17 protein-coding genes and 1 riboswitch are annotated in these 20,634 nt (G+C 35.5%); of the genes, 2 read left to right on the top strand and 15 right to left on the bottom strand.

Annotation, left to right across the window (positions count from 1 at the left end; translation table 11 throughout):
- The first annotated feature begins 629 nt into the window (after positions 1 to 629).
- Entirely contained in the window at positions 630 to 1,607 is a 978-nt protein-coding gene (locus tag CN514_RS02780) for an O-antigen ligase family protein (protein WP_286141525.1), read from the top strand.
- A gap of 39 nt (positions 1,608 to 1,646) precedes the next feature.
- Here CN514_RS02780 and CN514_RS02785 read toward each other — a convergent pair whose 3' ends face one another.
- Positions 1,647 to 2,942, bottom strand: a complete 1,296-nt coding sequence (locus CN514_RS02785) for a nucleobase:cation symporter-2 family protein (RefSeq protein WP_098231285.1) — start codon at positions 2,940 to 2,942, stop codon at positions 1,647 to 1,649.
- A gap of 208 nt (positions 2,943 to 3,150) precedes the next feature.
- Positions 3,151 to 3,254: riboswitch (purine riboswitch) on the bottom strand.
- Between CN514_RS02785 and CN514_RS26985 the strand changes: the two genes are divergently transcribed.
- A complete protein-coding gene (locus CN514_RS26985) occupies positions 3,248 to 3,400 on the top strand; it encodes a YSIRK-type signal peptide-containing protein (RefSeq protein ID WP_483294994.1) in 153 nt (50 codons plus the stop codon). It overlaps the preceding riboswitch by 7 nt.
- On the opposite strand, the gene CN514_RS02790 is transcribed toward CN514_RS26985, so the two are convergent.
- The 14 genes from CN514_RS02790 to CN514_RS02855 all read right to left on the bottom strand — a co-directional run bounded on the left by CN514_RS02790 (position 3,345) and on the right by CN514_RS02855 (position 20,505).
- Positions 3,345 to 4,157, bottom strand: a complete 813-nt coding sequence (locus CN514_RS02790; RefSeq protein ID WP_098231286.1) for an ABC transporter permease — start codon at positions 4,155 to 4,157, stop codon at positions 3,345 to 3,347. The genes CN514_RS26985 and CN514_RS02790 overlap by 56 nt on opposite strands.
- Positions 4,154 to 5,185, bottom strand: coding sequence for an ATP-binding cassette domain-containing protein (locus tag CN514_RS02795; protein WP_098231287.1), 1,032 nt, complete (start codon positions 5,183 to 5,185; stop codon positions 4,154 to 4,156). The genes CN514_RS02790 and CN514_RS02795 overlap by 4 nt, the downstream gene beginning before the upstream one ends.
- A 162-nt stretch (positions 5,186 to 5,347) precedes the next feature.
- Entirely contained in the window at positions 5,348 to 7,699 is a 2,352-nt protein-coding gene (gene helD / locus CN514_RS02800; RefSeq protein WP_098231288.1) for an RNA polymerase recycling motor HelD, read from the bottom strand.
- A gap of 339 nt (positions 7,700 to 8,038) precedes the next feature.
- Complete coding sequence (nagA, locus tag CN514_RS02805; protein ID WP_098231289.1) at positions 8,039 to 9,190, bottom strand: N-acetylglucosamine-6-phosphate deacetylase; 1,152 nt, start codon at positions 9,188 to 9,190, stop codon at positions 8,039 to 8,041.
- A 90-nt stretch (positions 9,191 to 9,280) separates the two neighbouring features.
- Positions 9,281 to 10,213 (bottom strand): ROK family protein, encoded by a 933-nt coding sequence (locus CN514_RS02810; RefSeq protein ID WP_176525768.1) that lies wholly within the window; start codon positions 10,211 to 10,213, stop codon positions 9,281 to 9,283.
- 1 nt (position 10,214) lies between these two features.
- Positions 10,215 to 11,150 carry a 1-phosphofructokinase family hexose kinase gene (locus tag CN514_RS02815; RefSeq protein ID WP_098231291.1) on the bottom strand — a complete coding sequence of 312 codons (936 nt, stop codon included), beginning with the start codon at positions 11,148 to 11,150 and terminating at the stop codon, positions 10,215 to 10,217.
- A gap of 4 nt (positions 11,151 to 11,154) precedes the next feature.
- Positions 11,155 to 12,006, bottom strand: a complete 852-nt coding sequence (gene gatY, locus CN514_RS02820; protein WP_098231292.1) for a tagatose-bisphosphate aldolase subunit GatY — start codon at positions 12,004 to 12,006, stop codon at positions 11,155 to 11,157.
- Positions 12,003 to 13,214, bottom strand: coding sequence for an SIS domain-containing protein (locus tag CN514_RS02825; protein WP_098231293.1), 1,212 nt, complete (start codon positions 13,212 to 13,214; stop codon positions 12,003 to 12,005). The genes gatY and CN514_RS02825 overlap by 4 nt, the downstream gene beginning before the upstream one ends.
- 151 nt (positions 13,215 to 13,365) lie before the next feature.
- Complete coding sequence (locus tag CN514_RS02830) at positions 13,366 to 14,085, bottom strand: GntR family transcriptional regulator (RefSeq protein WP_098231294.1); 720 nt, start codon at positions 14,083 to 14,085, stop codon at positions 13,366 to 13,368.
- A 100-nt stretch (positions 14,086 to 14,185) separates the two neighbouring features.
- The gene (locus CN514_RS02835; RefSeq protein WP_098231295.1) at positions 14,186 to 15,451 is read right to left on the bottom strand and encodes a Gfo/Idh/MocA family protein; all 1,266 of its coding nucleotides are present in this window, start codon (positions 15,449 to 15,451) and stop codon (positions 14,186 to 14,188) included.
- Positions 15,452 to 15,478: 27 nt separating this feature from the next.
- Positions 15,479 to 16,237, bottom strand: a complete 759-nt coding sequence (locus tag CN514_RS02840; RefSeq protein ID WP_098231300.1) for a carbohydrate ABC transporter permease — start codon at positions 16,235 to 16,237, stop codon at positions 15,479 to 15,481.
- A gap of 89 nt (positions 16,238 to 16,326) precedes the next feature.
- Positions 16,327 to 17,265 carry a carbohydrate ABC transporter permease gene (locus CN514_RS02845; protein ID WP_176525769.1) on the bottom strand — a complete coding sequence of 313 codons (939 nt, stop codon included), beginning with the start codon at positions 17,263 to 17,265 and terminating at the stop codon, positions 16,327 to 16,329.
- An 83-nt stretch (positions 17,266 to 17,348) separates the two neighbouring features.
- Positions 17,349 to 18,599 carry an ABC transporter substrate-binding protein gene (locus tag CN514_RS02850; protein WP_098231297.1) on the bottom strand — a complete coding sequence of 417 codons (1,251 nt, stop codon included), beginning with the start codon at positions 18,597 to 18,599 and terminating at the stop codon, positions 17,349 to 17,351.
- 406 nt (positions 18,600 to 19,005) lie between these two features.
- Positions 19,006 to 20,505 (bottom strand): malate:quinone oxidoreductase, encoded by a 1,500-nt coding sequence (locus CN514_RS02855; RefSeq protein WP_098231298.1) that lies wholly within the window; start codon positions 20,503 to 20,505, stop codon positions 19,006 to 19,008.
- Between the last annotated feature and the right edge of the window lie 129 nt (positions 20,506 to 20,634).

Consider the following 20,634-nt stretch of genomic DNA (forward strand, 5'->3'; position numbering starts at 1 on the left):
GTTAATAATTCGTATTCTTGTTCAAATAAATGACATATTTATAAAACCACTACTAACAATTTTTCTTTTAAAAGATGCATAAATCTATAATCTATACATTAATTTGCCTGGCAAAAAAGTTTAAGCTCAATTTACAAATTCAAAACATAATTAATAAACTATTGTGGTATTTTAAACCTATGTATTTAAAATATGTTTGTTAAATCTGATGACAACCTAACTAAAATACAATTCATTTTACAGATGAAAAGACAACATCCTCCATATGATTAAGGATATTTATGTCACTTAACTAGGGGTATACAATGAAAAAGTTTATACAGTTTTATAAAAATTTCTCGTTAGTGGAGAAAAGCGCACTTCTCTGCTTTCTCTTACCTCCAGTAGGTATTTCATTGCTATTGATCATCGGGCTTCGTACACTCTATACTCAATGGTTTATTAATAAACGGTTTATTTACTCGTTTAGTTCGTACTTTTTCTTGTGCCTACTTATTTCTACTATTGGTGCTGCCCTTGTATTTAGAAATATATTATTTTTATTGGTCAGTATCATGATTCTTGGTTACTGGGGAATATATTGTAGGATTTTAGTAACTGAGAAAGGTCAATTATTTCAGAGATTTCGCATGATCATAATCTTTGGAGGCGTATATAGTTGTGTAATTGGATGGATATCCAAATGGTTGTTATTTCCTAAAATTGTTGGTTATTTATTAGGGACAGTGCTTTTTGGAGAAGTTGAACCTAAGAATTTTAACCGTCTAATTGGTTGTGCTTATAATCCCAATTTTACTGTTTTTATTTTATTAATTGCTATTTCTTTTCTCTTTGCCAGTCTACTTTCTAGTCTAGAAAGGAAACATTATATTAGCTTGTCGTGGCAACTTCAGATTCAACTTCTACTTAGTTATGGAATTTATCTCACGGGTTCAAGAGCTGGCTTTGCGACGATGATTCTGATTTATTTACTTTTTATCTTCCGACTGAATCGAATCTTTTTCTTTGTTTGTGCTATCATCGGACTATTCTTTTCGAAATGGTTGCTCTATATAATGCCAAGAGCCGAGTCAGTTATTCAAGCAGGGCATAAAAGGTTGGACATTTGGAAAAACGCATATACCATATGGAAAAATCACCCATTTTTTGGTGTGACTCCGATCGGATTTGGTCAAGAATATGTAATGCAATATGGTCATTTCATCCCCCATGCACATAATTTACTGCTGGGTATGTTTGCGGAATACGGAACATTAGGAGGATTGGCTTTTATAACATTAATTAGTATAAATATTGTAAAATGCATCCACCTATTCTTATTTGAGCGCAGTAAAAAATGTTTTTTTAACAGTTTTTTACTCGGCCTACCAATCATTTTGTTTACAGGGGTATTTGATGAGCCGGTGTTCTCTCCACAAATCGGTTTCCTCACGGTCATACTTCTTGGATGTTGGGATCGATATTCAAAACGTATGCAATTTAATATCGAGATTTCAGCAATACAAGGCAAATTTATTAGCGTTTATGGGAGTACGGCAAGGTTAGTTGTCAGTTCGTACATGATTTTGCATTATTTAAAATCGAAGTTTATTAGTAACAAGTACTAAAAAGACCCCTATGACTAGATAGGGGTCTCTTTTGTTAGTTTATGATATTTTTTTCGTAACTTGCACTTCTACTGCTACATCTTGTTTTGTTAAGAATAAATTTAAAATAATTGCAGTTAATGAACCTGACACAATTCCATTTTGCATTAACATTTTTAAAAAGTCAGGTAGTTGGTCGAACATTTGTGGAAGGGTTGCTGAACCTAATCCTACTGCTATACTACAAGCTGCGATTAATAGGTTTTCTCCTTTACCTAAATCGACTTCTGAAAGAATCGATATCCCGGCAGCTGCGACAGATCCGAACATAACTATCATTGCGCCTCCAAGAACGGCATTTGGAATAACAGTCGTTAAAGCTGCTAGTTTAGGCAATAATCCAAGTACAACCATGATACTTCCCGCAGCATAAATAACTTCCCTAGATTTAACTTTTGTTAGTGAGATTAAACCAACATTTTGTGAAAATGCTGTGTACGGAAATGCATTAAAAATACCACCAAGCATAATTGCAAGACCTTCTGAACGCAATCCATTTACAATTTGATCCTGTTTAACCTTTTGATTAGTCGCTTTTCCGACTGCGAAATAGACTCCAGTTGATTCAACCATACTAACGATACAAACAATTATCATTGTGATAATAGCTGTAATACTGATTTTTGGTGCTCCGAAATAGAATGGTTGAGCGATACTAAACCACGATGCTGCCGATACACTTGAAAAGTGAACGATTCCCATTGCATAGCCAGCAATTGTTCCTACAACCAAACCAACAAGTACGGAAATTGTACGTAAAAATCCTTTAGCCCATCTGTTAACGACTAAAATTACGATAAGTGTAAGAAGGGCTAGTAATAAATTGTGTACTTGACCGAAGTCTTGACTCCCTTGTCCACCTGCTGCATTATTCATAGCTACAGGAATCAGAGAAAGTCCAATTATCGTTACAACTGATCCTGTTACAATTGTAGGGAAAAATTTTAAAAGCTTTCCATAAAAAGGAGCAGCTAATATAACAAAGATCCCAGAAATAATGATTGCACCGTATGCTGTCGGTAAGTTTGAAGAGGATGCAATTGCAATAATCGGACCTACCGCCGTAAAAGTACATCCTAAAACGACTGGCAATCTGCTACCAATGTATTTAGTCCCCATGCTTTGAAGGATTGTTGCGATACCGCATGTAAATAAATCTGCTGCAATCAGATAAGCGATCTGAGTTGGCGTAAGTTTAAGCGCGCCACCTATTATAAGAGGTACAACAACTGCACCTGCATACATAGCCATGACGTGTTGAAAACCTAATGTAAATGCTTTTTGTTTACTTAACAATCTGATTCTCTCCCTTGTCATTGCTGAATTTGTCTATATTGACTGGCGTGCAGTTATTACTCTTTATAAAACAAAAAGGACAGGTGCCACTTGAGTATGTTTCTCTCAAGTGAAACCTGTCCTTCTGGGTTTTTATCCCTAATGGTGTAGCACGTGTAGTGCCCACATCGCTCGGACCAGCCATTTTACTTATACAATAATGCGGAACCCTAGATGTGCTTTCACTCATAGTCGGTCGATTATATTGGTCGTCCGGTAGAAACTTATGGGCCATATCCCCATGATTATATGAGTTATTTATATATTTGTACCATTATGTTACACATGCTATTCAATATTTTCAAGTAGAAAATGCTAAGAAAAGGTACTCCATTAGAAAAAAAACTAATGGAACACCTTCTATTATGTTCTACGCATATAAGCTTTTACAGTTAGCGGTGCAAAAATTGCTACAATGACAGCAGCTCCAATAAGCGAAATGATTAGATCTGAACCCGCAGATCCTGTGTTCGTAAGATTTCTTACAGCAGTGATCAGATGAGAAATTGGGTTTATTTTTACAAACCACTGAAGCCAATTTGGCATTGTATCGACTGGTACAAAGGCATTTGAAAGGAATGTTAATGGAAATAGTGCTAGCATAGAAATCCCTTGTACACTTGACGCTGTACGTGCAATTACTCCAAAAAAGGCAAAAATCCAACTAATCGCCCATGAACATACAATTACTAGTAGCCCAGCTAAAACGACATAGCCTAAGCCACCTTCAGGGCGATATCCCATTATATACCCCATAGTGAAAGTAAGGACAGTAGCGATTGTATAACGGATCGTATCCGCCAATAAAGCTCCAGCCAGTGGTGCAATACGTGCAATCGGCAACGACTTGAATCGATCGAATACACCTTTATCCATATCTTCACGCAATTGTACACCTGTAACAATTGAAGTAGTAATGACCGTCTGTACTAAGATTCCTGGTATGATTACTGGTAAATAACTCTTAACATCCCCAGAGATTGCTCCACCAAAGATATAAGTAAACATAAGTGTAAAAATAATAGGCTGTAACGTAACATCAAATAATTGTTCTGGTGTACGCTTAATTTTTAGTAGACCACGATAAGCCATCGTAAATGAATTTTTTACTGATTGACTGAAGCTAGTTTTATTTTTTAATTCACGATAAGCAGCTCGTTTTATTGATGTGCTCATACCCTTACGCCCTCCATTTCTTTTGTTTTATCTGACTCCTTTGATCTATCATTATCAACGCTGTTACCAGTAATTGTAAGAAATACTTCATCAAGTGTCGGCTTTTGTACACTCATTTCGGCTAGATGAATGCCTTCATCACGTAGGGCGATTAGTAGGTCTGTTACTCGATCAGCATCAGCCATTGGGGCATTAATCTTACCTTCTGCTAATGTGATATTGGCTTTTACTTTTAGTACATGTTCTACTGTCTGGCGTGCATTTTGAACATCTCTAACGTCTTGAACTTTTAATTGTAATGATGAACTACCAACTGAAGCCTTCAATTCATCAACAGTACCTTCCGCAACTACATGACCACGATCTATTACTGCGATACGGTCAGCTAGTTCATCCGCCTCTTGAAGATATTGTGTAGTTAATAGAACTGTTGAACCTTCTTTTACTAAACGACGAATAGTATCCCACATTTGATTTCTTGTACGAGGGTCTAAACCAGTTGTCGGCTCATCTAAGAAGATAAGTGGTGGCTGAGCAATTAAACTTGCCGCCAAGTCTAACCTACGACGCATTCCACCTGAGAAATTTTTCAGCGGGCGCTTTGCTGCTTCTGTTAAGCCAAATTCCTCTAATAAATCAGCTGCTTTCTTTCTCGATTCCGCTCTACCTAGACCTAGTAATCTTGAGAAAATAATAAGATTCTCTGTAGCACTAAGTGACTCATCTACTGAAGCGTACTGGCCAGTAACACCAATTAATTGACGAACAATTTGAGCTTCTTTTAAAACATCATGTCCGAATATACGTGCAGTACCTGCGTCTTGTCTAAGTAGCGTAGCCAGCATTCTAATTGTCGTTGTTTTCCCTGCACCATTTGGACCAAGTACACCGTAAATACTTCCAGCACGAACGTTTAGATCAACTCCATCAACTGCACGATTTTCACCAAATATTTTTACTAAACCACTCGCTTCTACGGCCAAATCTCCATTATTTGGGGTAATTATTTTTTTATTTAAATATTCCAATTTACTTCCTCCTTTACGACTTATTACAAGATGAATATATCGACTAAATATGAATTAAGTATGAACTTTAAATAAAAATTTTCTTTACGAATAGTTACAATCTAGAGGATAAAATATTCAATGAAAAAAACTTCCCTTATCTAAATTAAGGGAAGTTTAATTTTAGTCATGAACTATGGTCTGGTTTAATAGTAGGAACTCTGAGTTAATATTAGATAAAAAAGGAGTCGCTTCACCTAAGCTATATAGATGTAACTGATGCATTGCTCGTGTACATGCAGTATAGAATAGTCTTCGGAGACGCTCATCTCCATAAACTTGAGCTGATGCATCATAAATAATCACTGCATCGAATTCAATTCCTTTTGCCAAATATGCAGGAATAATGACTACACCTTGTTCATATTCAACCGAGTTTCTCTTCACATGTTTGATTCCTTCTATATCTTTTAATGCTTCATATGCCTCTAAACTTTCTTCTGCAGATTTGCAAATGACAGCAATTGTATTAAATTCACTTTTCTTTAAGTCTTCGATTTTAGACGCAATATGACTATGCAAATCTTCTCGATTAGATAACTGTGTTAACACAGGCTTATTTCCAACTCGTTCAAAAGGCGTAATTAGATTCCCTCCAGGTATGAGTCTACGTGTGAATTCTACAATTGGTTTTGTTGATCTGTAACTGCGGGTCAGATTGATCACTTTTGTTTCATCTGGCCCATATAAGCCTTTAAGGACATTAAAATCTCCCATTTCACTGGCATGCGCAAAGATCGCCTGATTAAAGTCACCTAAAACAGTCATCTTTGCAGAAGGAAACAATCTCTTCAAAAATTCAAATTGGAAAGGAGAATAATCTTGAGCTTCATCAACAAGTACAAATTTAATCGTAACATTTGATTGGAAGCCTTGAACCAATTCTTTTAAAAGTAAATACGGTGTAGCATCCTCGTAAAACAATTTGCCTTCATCTAACATATTTAATGTTAACTGACATATGTCCTCCCAATTCTCAGGAGTATCCCCTTCAATCCACTGTTCAATTTGAGTTGGATTGGAAAATAACTGTTTATATACACCCTTTATGTCAATGAAACGCAATCCTCGAACCCATTCACGTAGTGGCTTTAGTTTTTTACGTACAACCATTCGACCTAATACTTTAGTTTCTTGTTCATAATCATCGAATGAATTATCTTTAAATTGTTTTTTCTGTAAGTACTTATATGCTTTTTGATAATCATCTTTGCTGAGTAACTCGATTTCATCCTGTACCCATGTTTTTTTCAATTCCAGCTTTTCCATGTCATTGATTTGTTTGTTTAACCATTCCGTTAACTTCTCTAATCGGTTGTTAAATTTTAAAGAAGTGTCGGCGCTATAAAATCTTTCATAAATCTGTTTAGCTGTAACGACTGGTTTGCCTCTAAATTTAAATCCCCTAAAGACCATTCCGGATAATTCCAGTGATTGTCTGTATGCCTTAATTGTCTCAAAGAAATGAGTTGAAGCTTTAAATCGAATGCTTGAGGTCCTAGTCTTATAGGATGGATCATCTATAGCAGTTAGCACATATTCTAATTGCTCATAATTATCCTCAACTTGGAACGAATCACTTAGCCTATGAACTAAGTATTCTTGGAATGTAACCTGTTGCATATTTTCTTCGCCTAGTTCAGGTAAAACTCTCGATACATAGTTATTAAACATTGCGTTAGGAGAAAATAAGATAATTTGATCTGCTTTTATCCAATTTCTATATTTGTAGAGCAAATAGGCAATCCTTTGTAAAGCTGCAGATGTCTTTCCGCTACCAGCTGCACCTTGAACAATCAGTAATCTACCTTTGTCATAACGAATAATCTGATTTTGTTCTTTTTGAATGCTGGCTACTATGCTTCTCATATGCTTGTTTGTACCTTTACCTAGCACATGCTGCAAAATCTCATCACCTATAGTGAGACTTGTATCGAACATTGATTCAATTACACCGTTACGTATAATGTATTGCCATTTTTGGTCTAATACGCCACTCACTTTTCCCCCAGGTGTATCATACTCAGCAGGACCTGGTGGATAATCATAGTAAACACTCGAAACTGGAGCCCTCCAGTCATAAACTAAAATATTCTCTCCAGTTTCATCCATTAGCGTTGAAACACCAATATAAATACGCTCTGTTTCAGACAAACCTTCTTCTGTAAAGTTAATGCGACCAAAATAAGGAACCTCTTTCATCCGACGAAGTGCTGATAATCGGTTTGAAGATTGCTTATGATTAATTTGGCCGATCGCCAAAAGTTGAGATTGTTGTCTTAAACTAATAACCGTCTCTAAATAGTCATCAAAGCTATCTGTATTAACTTTAACCTCATCCCAAAAGTTTTTACGAACATTGATTACTTCGTTTCTACGTTGGGCTGTTTCATCTGTTAATTTACTAATTTTGTCCGTAATTAGATCTAGTACAGCATTTACTCTTACTTGTTCTTTTTGAAGTTCGTTGTTCATTTTCATGCACTCCTTTAAAAGATAAAAATGGGGGTTGACTCAAGAGGATTTGTATAGTAAAATTAAAGTAGGGAAAATATGACCTCTATTCTTTTTCTAATGTATATACTGTATTAATCTACCACGTTTTTATCTTTTAGGCAATAGTCCTCGTTTAAAATCATTATTATTTCATCTTATTATTAATTTTCGTACACTCAAAAATCAAAATGACCTACCCAAAAATGATCATTTAATCACTTATAGTAAGGTCATCCTTATTATTTATTAATTTCTTCTGTACATACTTCAATTAGTTACCTTTTATTAAAATTTACTTCTTTATTAAAATACCTCATATTATTTATGATCATTCCTAAATACAAATACTCCATTCACAATAGTAGCTTGAACATTAAACTGACGATCAATTATGACGATATTTGCTTTTTTCCCACACTCTATGCTTCCAACTTCATGATCGATATTAAGTAATTTCGCTTGGTTAAGGCTGACCATCGGTAAAATAGTTTCTAAAGGCACCTCTAAAACGTCTTTTACATTTTTTAAACACTCCATTAAATTAGTTGTGCTTCCAGCTAATGAGCCTGTTTCTACTGTTCGAGCAATTTTATTTTCCACTTTAACATCTAATGTACCAAGCGTATAGGATCCATCTGGTAAATCAGCAGCTGCCATTGAATCACTTATTAAAAATACCCGTTCTGTTCCTTTTGCTTTGTATAGCAGCTTAATCGCTCCCGGGTGGACATGCTGTAAATCTGCTATACATTCACAATAACATTGATCATTTGTTAGAACGGCACCAAGACACCCAGGATCACGATGATTGAATCCTCTCATGCCGTTAAAAGTGTGGACAGAAATTCTTGCTCCATGTTCAATTGCGTTATTCGTTGTGTCATAGTCTGCATTTGTATGACCCATAGACACGTGAATTCCTTTATCTGTTATCAATTTAATAGCTTCCTCTGCATGCTCTTTTTCTGGAGCTATGGTGATCACTTTAACTGTATTATTGGAAACCTTTATGAGTTCAATTAACTCATCAGTATTTAGTTCACGAATATACTTGACCGGATGAGCACCACGATGCTCAGTTGTAATATATGGCCCTTCAACATACGATCCAATGATCTCCGCTCCTTTTGTCTGTCCTATCGCCTCACTCACGGTCATTACAGCTTTTTTAATTTTTTCGAAATCATGAGTCAGTGTAGTTGGCAAAAATCCCGTAACCCCATGACGTGCAAGCGACATAGACATTTCTTGTAATGAACGAGTACTACCATCCATTGTGTCATTTCCAGCAATTCCATGTATATGTAAATCAATCATACCTGGAATGGCTACAAAACTAGAATAATCCAAAATTTCACAGGAGGGTCTGTTCGTTGTTACTCCATTTATTTTTCCATTATTAATCAGTATATAGCCAGCTTCAATTACTTTATCAGATGTATATACCTTTTCTACCTTAATTGCTTTCATAACATTTCCCCCTCTATTGTTCACAAGAATACTTTTTCTTAAAGAACAATAGGTAACATCAAAATAGGATGCTGCCTGCTTGCTTAAAACTTACACGTGTAAGTAGTTTAATTTTTTTAAAGTTAAATAACATGCTCCATACAGCCCGGCATCATTCCCAAGAATCGAAGGAAATACAGTTGTTTCTTGATGATAAATTGGCATGGTTTCCTTTTTTATGTTAGAGTTGATGTCCTGAATAAATCGGTCCCCCTGCTCAGCAATTCCTCCCCCGATAATAATTGCCTCCGGGTTCAGAAGATGGACTATATTTGAGAGACCAATGCATAGATAGCGGATAAACTTTTTATATACGTCAGTAGCAATTAAATCTCCTTCTTCTACTAGAGCCAAGATTTCTTCTCCAGAGATTTTCTCTATGACTTCACCATTTTTGTTCTTTTCATCAATAAAATCACTTACTAAGGCTGAAGTAGCAGCGTATCTTTCAAAGCAACCTCTCCGTCCGCAACCACAAGAACGTCCGTTATGAATGATGACGGTATGACCTAGTTCACCAGCTAAATGACGAGATCCGCTTACAATCCTCCCATCAATGATAATGGTGCTTCCAATACCTGTTCCTAATGTTAAAAAAACTACATCTTTCTTCCCTTGAATTGCACCTTTCCACATTTCACCGAGGCAAGCACTTTTCACATCATTTTCTAAACTAACGGGTAAATTAACCAAATTAAAAAGTATTTCGCCCAGTTTCATACCTGAATAGTCGGGTATATTGTTGGAAAATAAAATTTCACCAGTTTCATGATTTACTAGACCACACGAGGAGATTCCGATTCCCGCTATTAAAAAATCATTTTGGAGCTTTTTTATTTTCTCAGCCAAAAGTTCAGGAAGCAGCTTTTGTATATTTTTTTTAGGCGTTGGTACCTTATCTTTGTAAACGATTTGCCCATCACGATTTATTAGTCCAAATTTGATGAATGTACCTCCGATATCAAAACAAACTATATTTTCCACTTTAATCGCCCCCTGTTAACTCCTTCACTTTAATGAGATTAAAGTAATGTTGAACTTTTGTTAATTCAACTGACCCAGTCCGCTCTGAGGCAGCATTGGATATTCCGCAGGCACATGACCATTTTAAAATATCTTCAATTGAATAACCTTTCGAATGAGCATAGGCAAAGCCTGCAAGCATGCTATCTCCTGATCCAACTTGGTGCACATCTGTCAAAGTTGGAATAACTGCCTGCAGTGAAATGTTTTTGCTAATTAAAAGAGCACCTTCTTTTCCTAAAGAAAGTAAAACGTATTGAGTACCCTTTTGGCATATTTCTCTGGCGTGCCAGATCATATCCTCTATTGATAATTGGTTTAACCCGATCAACTTGCAAAACTCTTCTCTGTTCGGCTTAATTAAAAAAGGCTTACCCTTTATGCCATGGGCTAGTGATTCACCACTTGAATCTAAAAGAAAATACTTCCCTTTTTGTTTTGTTTTTTCTATTAGGTCTCTATAAAAATCGGAGTTAATTCCATATGGCAAGCTACCAGATCCTACTATATAGTTATTCGATTCTAGAATGGTATCAAAATTTTTCAAAAATTCTTCTCTTTCATTCTCCAATATCTCTGGCCCTTGTTCAAGAATTTCTGTATGACCTTCTTTCGATTCAATTGCTATACAAAATCTTGTCTCTCCTTTTATTCCTACAAAACGATTAATTAAATTGTAATTTTGGAGCTGACCAGCTATCCACTCACCACTTTTTCCGCCTAAAAATCCGGTACAAGTAACTTTAACTCCCAGCTGAGATAATACACGTGAAACATTAAGTCCTTTTCCACCAGCTGTTTTATCTACAGCTGTTACACGATTGACGTCATCTAAGTGAAAGACAGGAAGATTATACCGAATATCAATAGCCGGGTTTAATGTAATTGTAGCAATCATTTTTCTAACCCCGATTCATACTACCGCACATTTTAATTTTATCTGCAACGACTATTTTCATTTCTCTTACTGCATCTTTAAAATAATATCTAGGGTCATTGGCATCTGGATGTTCTTTTAAATAACCACGTAATCCATTAGCAAAAGCTATTTTTAATTCAGTAGCAATATTTACTTTACATATTCCGTTTTTAATCGTTTTTTGAACTAATTCATCAGGTAAGCCCGAAGCTCCATGTAGAACTAGCGGAATATCAACCTCTTTTTGGATTGCACTTAATCGTTCAATATCTAATTTAGGTTCTCCTTTATATAGACCGTGAGCCGTTCCAATGGCAACAGCTAACGAATCGATTCCTGTTCTAGAAACGAACTCTTTAGCTTGTGCTGGATTTGTATAAATTTGATCCTTTTCATCCACTTCAAGATCATCTTCTACCCCGCTTAGTCGGCCAAGCTCCGCCTCCACAGAAACTCCAAACGAAGAAGCATAATCGACTACTTCACGAACGATTCGAATATTTTCTTCAAAGTCATGATGAGAAGCATCAATCATAACTGAGTGAATTCCACTATCAATTAGTGCTTTAATATCATTAACTTTTTCATGGTGATCTAAATGAAAACAAATTGGAATATCGTATCTTTTTTTTGCAGCTTCCATCATACTAATTAGAAACTCTTCCCCCATATAACTAACTGTACTTGGTGTAGCTGCGATCAAAACCGGTGAACGAAGTTCCTGAGCTGTTTCTAAAACTGTTTTCATTGTTTCTAAGTTATGAATATTAAATGCCGGTACTGCGTAGCCATTTGTTTGAGCATCTAAAAGAATCGTACTTCTTGATGTAATCAAGATAAATCTCCTCCATTCTTCGTATCATTTGTAAAAGGGTGAATCGTAACTCCTTTAACAACTCTGTTAACTACTCCTAATGGAGAAGGGTTATCTGGAGAAAAGCCGAGATTAATAGATTTATACATAGCAAAAGTTTGTGCGTATAAGATAAAAGGGAAAGTTAGAAAAATATCCTCGCTAATTTTAGGAAGATACACATAATAGAAAAGATCACTATATTCTTCAGCAACCTGATCCTTTAAAGATGAAATTGCTACTACTATCCCTCGATTGGTTTCTTTGTAAATTTCTTCTAAAATGTCGAGATCATACTGTCTTGTATAAGGGTTACAAGATAAAAATACAAATACAACAGTATCTTTATCTAAAATAGACTTAGGGCCATGTCTAAAACCTAATGAAGTATCAAAAGTAGAAGGAATTGTCCCTCCTGTTAACTCCAACAATTTTAATGATGCTTCTCTTGCCAATCCTTCAAAAACCCCTGAACCTAAATAAACAACTTTTTGAAAAGACGAATTCGCCAGTTGTTTAATACTTTTCTCGCTGCCGCTAATAATTGAATGACCAGCATGTATAAGCTCATCAACTTTCTTCTCCCACGTATGAATCTTATCAATATTGAAAAGCAGTAAAGCTGAGAAAAGCATAGTCGTAAAACTACTCGTCATTGCAAATCCTTGGTCATTTGCTTCTTCTGGCATATAGATGACCAAATGATTAGGATCATTTTTCTTCTTTTGAGCCAGTAGTCCATCATGATTACATGTAAATACGATTCCATAAAAATTATCTATAACTTGTTCTCCTAAATGAATAGCAGCCAAGCTCTCTGGACTATTTCCTGAACGAGCAAATGAAATCATGATTGTTGGAAGGTCCTTGTTTAAATAAGAATATGGATTTGACACAATATTTGTCGTAGCAATACTCTCTACTACTATTTTTTTGTTGTTAACGATTTGTTTTAAATAAGGAAGGACTGTGTCACCAACAAATGCAGATGTACCCGCACCAGTTAAAATAATTCGTAACTGATCGTGTTTATTTTCAATGCTCTTTAAAAATGTAAGAATTCGGTCTCGATTAAATAAAAGAATATCCTTTGTTTCATTCCATAATCTAGGTTGCTGGGCTATTTCTTTTGCTGTATGGCTCGCGCCAACATTCATTCTTTCATATTCACTCGATTTTAATAGCTCCATATTTACTTCCTCCTATTTTAACTGTTAATGTCATCATTACCAGTTGGATTAAATAGATACTTTTGTATCTATTTTTAGTGTGTAGAAAAAACCCTTAAAAGCTGGTTTTCAGACCGATTGCAAGCGATCGTTGTCAGCCAGTATGAAGTGTCTATTTCAACTCTACTGTATAAGTAAATTTATCCCCTCTTGCAATAGAAATTGTATACTCAATTACTTTGCTTTGATCATAAGTTGCTCGTTTAAGCATTAGACATGGTGCACCTTCGATTATGTTTAGCATTTGCGATTCCACTTTATTTGCACTAACAGCCATAAAGCTTTCTAAAGCGCTAGAAATATTCACATTATATTGCGTTCTGAAGATTTCATACATCGGCGTATGTTCCAATTCTTCACTCGAAAGATTTTTAAAATCCTTTACGGGTACATAAGAGGTTTCGTATAACATTGGTTCCTGATCTGCAAGTCTTAACCGAACGATCTTAAATACCGCTTCTTCTACCGATAAATCCATGACCTTTGCTACTTTACTGTCACAATTGATTTTTTCAAAAGAAACGACCGTTGTCGTTGGGATTTTCCCTGCTTTTTTCATTTCTTCTGTAAAACTATAAAATTTTACAAGACTTTGGTTATACGTTCTTGGTGAAACATATGTCCCCTTGCCATGAACTTTATAAATATAGCCTTGTTTTTCAAGCTCTTGCATCGTCTGCCTTACCGTTGTACGGCTAACTTGATACTTGTCACATAATTCTCGTTCAGATGGTAGCTGATCGTTTTCAGCAAGTTCGCCTGATTCGATTTTTTCTAATAAAATATCCATTAATTGATAATAAAGAGGAAGTCGGGAATCCTTTTCTACCATGATTAGCTCCTTTAGTGGTATCTTTGTCATAACCAGTTAAATATACATCTATTATACATAATATTGAAAAAGATACCACCTTATGTCACAACAGAATTTTCTACAAAACTCTCTCTTCTGTCATTCTTAATTTTTTCTCATAGTCATCTAGTGAAACCATTGTTCCTGAAACTCTTGATTCTTCTGCAGCATAAGCGATCATATGACTTTTAGCTGATACGATCGCTGATGTTAAGCTGCCTTTGTCCTTCTTAGTAACGCGTTGAATGAAATCAGCCATAATACTTGTATCGGCTCCCATATGTCCACCATCTACAGTTGATGGCTTAATTAACTCCTTCTTACCTGAAAAATAATTAACTTCAATTTCATTTTTAGCATCGTTTCCAATTATTTCACCTTTTGTTCCCATAATTTTAAAGTTACGGAATGTTTCATTTGTAAATGCCGTCATAGTAAATGCAACTGTTACATCATTTTCAAATAATAAATTAACTACTTGATGGTCAACAACATCATTGTCACAGTGATATACGCAGCGACCATATGGTCCTTCTTGAATTGCCTTAAGTCTACTATCAAGACTTGAACTTGCTGAAATAACATTTGCTGGCCAAACATCACGGTCATGTAAATACCATTTAGCTGCTGAATAAGGACATTCCTTTTCTACCTTACAACCATCCAAACAGCGATGTGTTGAACCTTCTGGTGCGTTTTCTTTTTTAAAGTAAGTTAAACTTCCATATGAAGAGACACTCTTGCACTCTGTACCAATCAGCCACGCAAGCATATCCATATCGTGGCAGCTTTTTTGTAAGAGCATTGAGCTAGATTCAGATGAATTACGCCAGTTACCACGTACAAAACTATGAGCTTGGTGAAAGTATCCTACATTCTCATTCCATTGGATTGATACGATGTCGCCGATTACTTTTCGATCAGCAACTTCTTTTAATGCTTGATAAAATGGCGCATATCTCATAACATGACAAACAGTTAATAATGTATTATGCCTTTCTGCCGCTTCAGCTATTTCTAACGTCTCAATTGGTTCTGGTGACATCGGTTTTTCTAATAAAATACTATATCCTTTTTCAATTGCCTTCATAACAGGCTTATAATGATTACGGTCTGGACTACAAATTAATAATGCCTCACATAACTGTTCTTTTTCTAATAGCTCAGTCCAGTCTTCAAATCTCATATTCTCAGGGATACTGTGAGCTTCCGCAAACTTTTCTCTTTTTTCTTTATTTGGCTCGGCTACAGCAATGAATTGAATTTCATGTGGATACTGTAAAGCGTATGAACCGTATGCGTAAAATCCTCTACTTCCCGCTCCTATTAATGCTGCTTTCATAATTAGTTTCCTCCAAGCTTTTTAAGATTTCTATTTACTTCCTGTAACTGCAATTCCTTCAATAAATTGTTTTTGTAAAATCATAAATAAAATAAGCATTGGTAAAATGGCTAAAAATGATCCTGCCATTAAAACTGGATAGTTAGTTAAATATTGTCCTTGTAATGATGACAAACCGACGGACAACGTCATTGATTCTGGTGAGCTGTTAACAATCATTGGCCACATTAATTCATTCCAGCTCCATAGCGTTGTAAATATACCTAAAGCAACTAAACCTGGCTTTGCTAAAGGAAGCATGATTTTCCAATAAATTTGGAAATGATTACATCCATCTAATCTAGCTGCTTCTTCTAATTCCTTTGGTAACCCCATAAAAAATTGTCTTAAAAGGAATGTACCAAATGCGCTAAATAAACCGGGAACGACTACTGCTTGTAAAGTGTTTAACCAGCCTAATTTCACCATGATCATATATTGTGGCAATAAAAAGACTTGCCCAGGTACCATTAAAACTGATAATGCAATTAAAAAAAGAATGTTTCTTCCTGGAAATTCAATTCTCGCAAAAGCGTATGCAGCTAATGAACATAATAATAATTGTCCAATTGTTCGAATCACTGTAATGATTAGCGTATTAAACATAAATTTAAAAAACGGTAGTAAATCAAAAACATCTTTATAATTTACCCACTGGAAGTGTTTTGGAACAATAACAGGTGGAACATGAATCGACTCAGCATACGTTTTTAATGAAGTTAGTAACATCCATATAAAAGGAAAGACCATCGCCAAGGCGCCGACAATTAGAATTAAATGAATTAAGATTGTTTTACTTTTAATATGATGTCTTGCTTTCTCCAATGGTTACTCCTCCTTCAATCATAATGAACCCATTTCTTTTGTAAAACCATTTGAATCGCTGTAATGATTAAAATGATGATTAATAGTAAAACTGCAATTGCAGCAGCATAACCTTTATCATTTAACACGAATGCATGCTGATAAAATAAGTACACAATTGATTGCGTATTTTCGAGTGCTGTACTGCTTTTCCCAATCATCATAAAAATTAAATCAAACACTTGGAACGCTCCAATAAAGGACATGATTGTTACGAAGAATATAACCGGGGAAAGTAACGGTAGTGTTATTTTAAAGAAGACCTTGACTGGCCCTGCACCATCTATCTCCGCTGCTTCGTAATATGATCTTGGAATCCCTTGTAGTCCTGAAAGAAAAATAACCATGTTGTAACCAAGTCCACTCCAAATTGCTACTACAATAATTGAATACAGCGCAATTTTTGGATCACTTACCCATTGTGGACCTTTTATTCCAAAGATGGATAAAAGATAATTTAGGAGCCCATAATCAGAATTATATAACCATCTCCAAACCATAGCGATTGCTGCCGGCATGGTAATAACAGGTAAAAAATACAAGGTTCGATAAACAGATTTGCCCTTAATTTTTTGGTTTAAGAGAACTGCTATAAGAATCGATAAAAAAATACCAATTGGAACCGTAAAAACAATATAAATGCCTGTGTTTTTAAACGACTGTAATAGGTTAGAGTCCTCTAACATTCGCCTATAATTGTCTAATCCTGTCCATTCATATTGTCCAAATGCTCCCCATTCTGTAAAACTGAAGTAAATCGTTTGAATGATTGGCCACAAATAGAAAATAGTTAAGCCAATCATTGTTGGTGCAATCATACAATACGCCCAAAAATAATCTGATCGTTTTCTCGTCTTTGATAAGCTTGGTATTTTTAGTTTACTTTTTGGTTTCACTTCAACTTGTAGAGGCATTTCTTTCACTGTATTCACTCCTTTTAAGGGAAATAAAGAGAAGAAGTAATTTTAGGCTTTAGATGCTTCTTCTCTTCACTTTTTTAGTTCTTAGCTAGTGCCTCGTCTGCCTTTTTCGTTAATTCTTTTGCGGCATCTTCAACACTTTCTTCATTACTCCATGCCTTTTTCAAAATATCAGTTTCATACTGCCAGATTTCTCCTGTATTTTTCACACTTGGTAATGGAACTGAATAGTCAACTCCATCAATAAAGGCTTGAAGATTTAAATTTGGAACAGCTTTAAGCCAAGCATCTTGTGTACCGTTATAAGCAGGGATTACAGTGCCAGTTTTCGCATATACTTCTGCTGCTTCTTTAGAACCTAGGAATTGAACAAACTTCCAAGCAGCATCTTTATGTTTTGTATTTGCTGCAATAACGTTTGCTAATCCATGAATAGAAACTGCACGCTGTTTTCCTTTAGGTACGACAGCTACATTTAAATCTGGATTTTTCTTATATTCCGGAACCATCCAAGGTCCATCAAACATCATTGCAATTTTTCCAGAAGAGAATAACTCTGATGGTGCTGTTTCAGTCATTTGAGCTTGTGTTGGAGACAGTCCTTCTTTTATAAAACTAATATTATATTTAAGTGCTTCAATTGCCTCAGGTTGATCAAATCCGACTGATTTGCCATCCTCGGAAATAATATGACCACCATTTTGCCAAATGAAATCATAATATCCGCCTTGGTTACCCATTAAAGCTGCAAAGCCATAAACTCCCTTATCTTTATTTGTCAGCTTCCTAGCTACTTCTTTTAACTTATTCCAATCCCAAGTATTATCTGGATAAGGTATACCTGCTTCATCAAAAATCTGTTTGTTATACCAAAGTCCAGTTGTATCAAAGTCTTTTGGAATACCATAAAGCTTTCCATCTACTGTATAAAGATCGACCAATGACTTAGGATAATTGTCTAGACTATAATTGTCCTTTGATGCTAAGTCACTAAGTGGAACAATTACTTTACCTTCCGCGTACTGAACTATATGTGGACCATTCATCCATAAAACGTCCGGTAACGCTCCCCCAGTTGCAGCCGTTTCTAGCTTTTGGAAATACTGTGCATATGGAGTAAGCTCGGTTTTCACTTTAATATTAGGGTACTTTTCATTAAATAATTTTATAATTTCATCAACTGCGGGAACTTGCTTCTTATCCCAAAAACCGTAAGTAATTTCAACCTTTCCATCTTTTGCATCCCCCGATGTGCCACTACTGCCACATCCAGCTAATCCTAGTAAGCCTAAAGCCAAGGTTAGTAGCAAAACAAGCCACTTTTTCATCCCATTCCCCTTCTTTCTCTTAAAAGTTTAATAGCCTTTTAATCCAGTAGTTGCTCTAAGTAACATGTTTAGGAATATTGTGCTCCATGAACATGTTGTCATGATGTTATTACCAGTTAGTTTGAAAAGGCTTACAAAAAATGTTTAGTTTCTAATAAAACATTCACCCCCAGTTATAAATTTCATAAAGCCACTTTAGTAATGATGTCATTACCAGTTGTATGTAGTATATCACCTCTTTTTTAAATCATGAACACTTTTTTCAATTTTTCAAAAATTTTAAATCGACATGATTCATCATAATCTTCGTTATCTAGTCATAATTTCCTATTTCCTATCACAACAAAAAGAACCTTCAATCCAATTTCCAATTGAAGGTTCTTTACTTTAATGTTAATTGAAAAAATTAACTATAAGCTAGCTCTTTTTCATTTAATCCAAGCGTATTTGAAGTTGAAGTTTGAATTTCTTGTAAAAGTTCTGGATGTTCTTCTAGAGATAAACCAAATGAAGGGATCATCTCTCTAATTTTTGGAACCCACTCCATCATATGTTGAGGGAAGCATTTCTCTAAAACTTCAAGCATTACGTGAACAGCTGTTGAAGCACCTGGAGATGCTCCAAGTAATGCAGCAATCGATCCATCAGCTGCACTAACTACTTCCGTACCGAATTGAAGTGTTCCTTTTCCAGCTGGCGTGTCTTTAATAACTTGTACACGTTGACCAGCAACTACGATATCCCAATCTTCACTCTTAGCATTTGGAATAAATTCACGTAATTCTTCCATACGCTTTTCATTCGATAATAAGACTTGTTGGATTAAATATTTCGTTAATGACATCTCTTTTACGCCTGCTGCTAACATAGTCATGACGTTATTTGGTTTTACAGAACTAATTAGATCCATGTTTGAACCTGTTTTTAAGAACTTTGGTGAAAACCCAGCAAATGGTCCAAATAATAATGACTTTTGGTTATTGATATATCTTGTATCAAGATGCGGAACAGACATTGGTGGTGCACCAACTTTAGCTTTTCCGTATACTTTTGCATGGTGTTGCTTGGCAACTTCTGGATTTTTACATACTAAGAATAGTCCACTTACAGGGAATCCTCCAATATGTTTTGACTCAGGAATACCAGTTTTTTGCAGTAATGGTAGACTAGCTCCCCCACTACCGATAAACACGAATTTTGCAATGTGGGAATCGATATTACCAGTGCTCATATTATACACTTTTACTTCCCACCCGCCATCACTAGTGCGTTTAATGTCTTCAACACTATGTCTATAGTTTATCTCCACATTTTTACTCTCTAAGTGATCAAACATCATACGCGTTAAAGCGCCAAAGTTTACGTCCGTTCCTGAGTCTATTTTTGTTGCCGCTATTGGTTCATTAGATGTGCGTCCTTCCATGATTAGCGGGATCCATTCTTTCAACTTTTGAGCGTCTTCTGAGTATTCCATCCCTTTGAATAGAGGATTTTTAGAAAGCGCTTCAAATCGTTTGTTCAAAAATTCCACGTTTTCCTTACCTTGCACTAAACTCATATGAGGAATTGGCATGATAAAGTCTTGTGGATTACCAATCAAGTTGTTGTTTACAAGATATGACCAAAATTGTCTTGAAAGTTGAAACTGTTCATTAATTTTTATTGCTTTGCTAATATCAATCGATCCATCAGCTTTTTCTGATGTATAGTTAAGCTCACATAATGCAGCATGTCCCGTACCTGCATTATTCCACTCATTAGAGCTTTCTTCTCCTGCTTTTTCTAATTTCTCAAATACTTTAATTTCCATTTCCGGTGCTAATTCTTTTAGTAATGATCCCAAAGTCGCACTCATGACTCCGGCACCAATTAAGATAATGTCTGTTCTAGTTTGTCTGTTGCTCATAATAACCTTCCTTTTCCCCTTTTTTTGCAAAAAAGTAGGTTTTCCTGCTTAGGTGTCACAAAAAGCAAGGCACCACCTAGGAACACACCTTTTCTGTCTCAATTATATCTTATTAATAGTATAACACAT

Origin of the sequence: Bacillus sp. AFS001701 (assembly GCF_002559405.1) — a bacterium.
In the GTDB taxonomy this organism is placed as follows: domain Bacteria; phylum Bacillota; class Bacilli; order Bacillales; family Bacillaceae_G; genus Gottfriedia.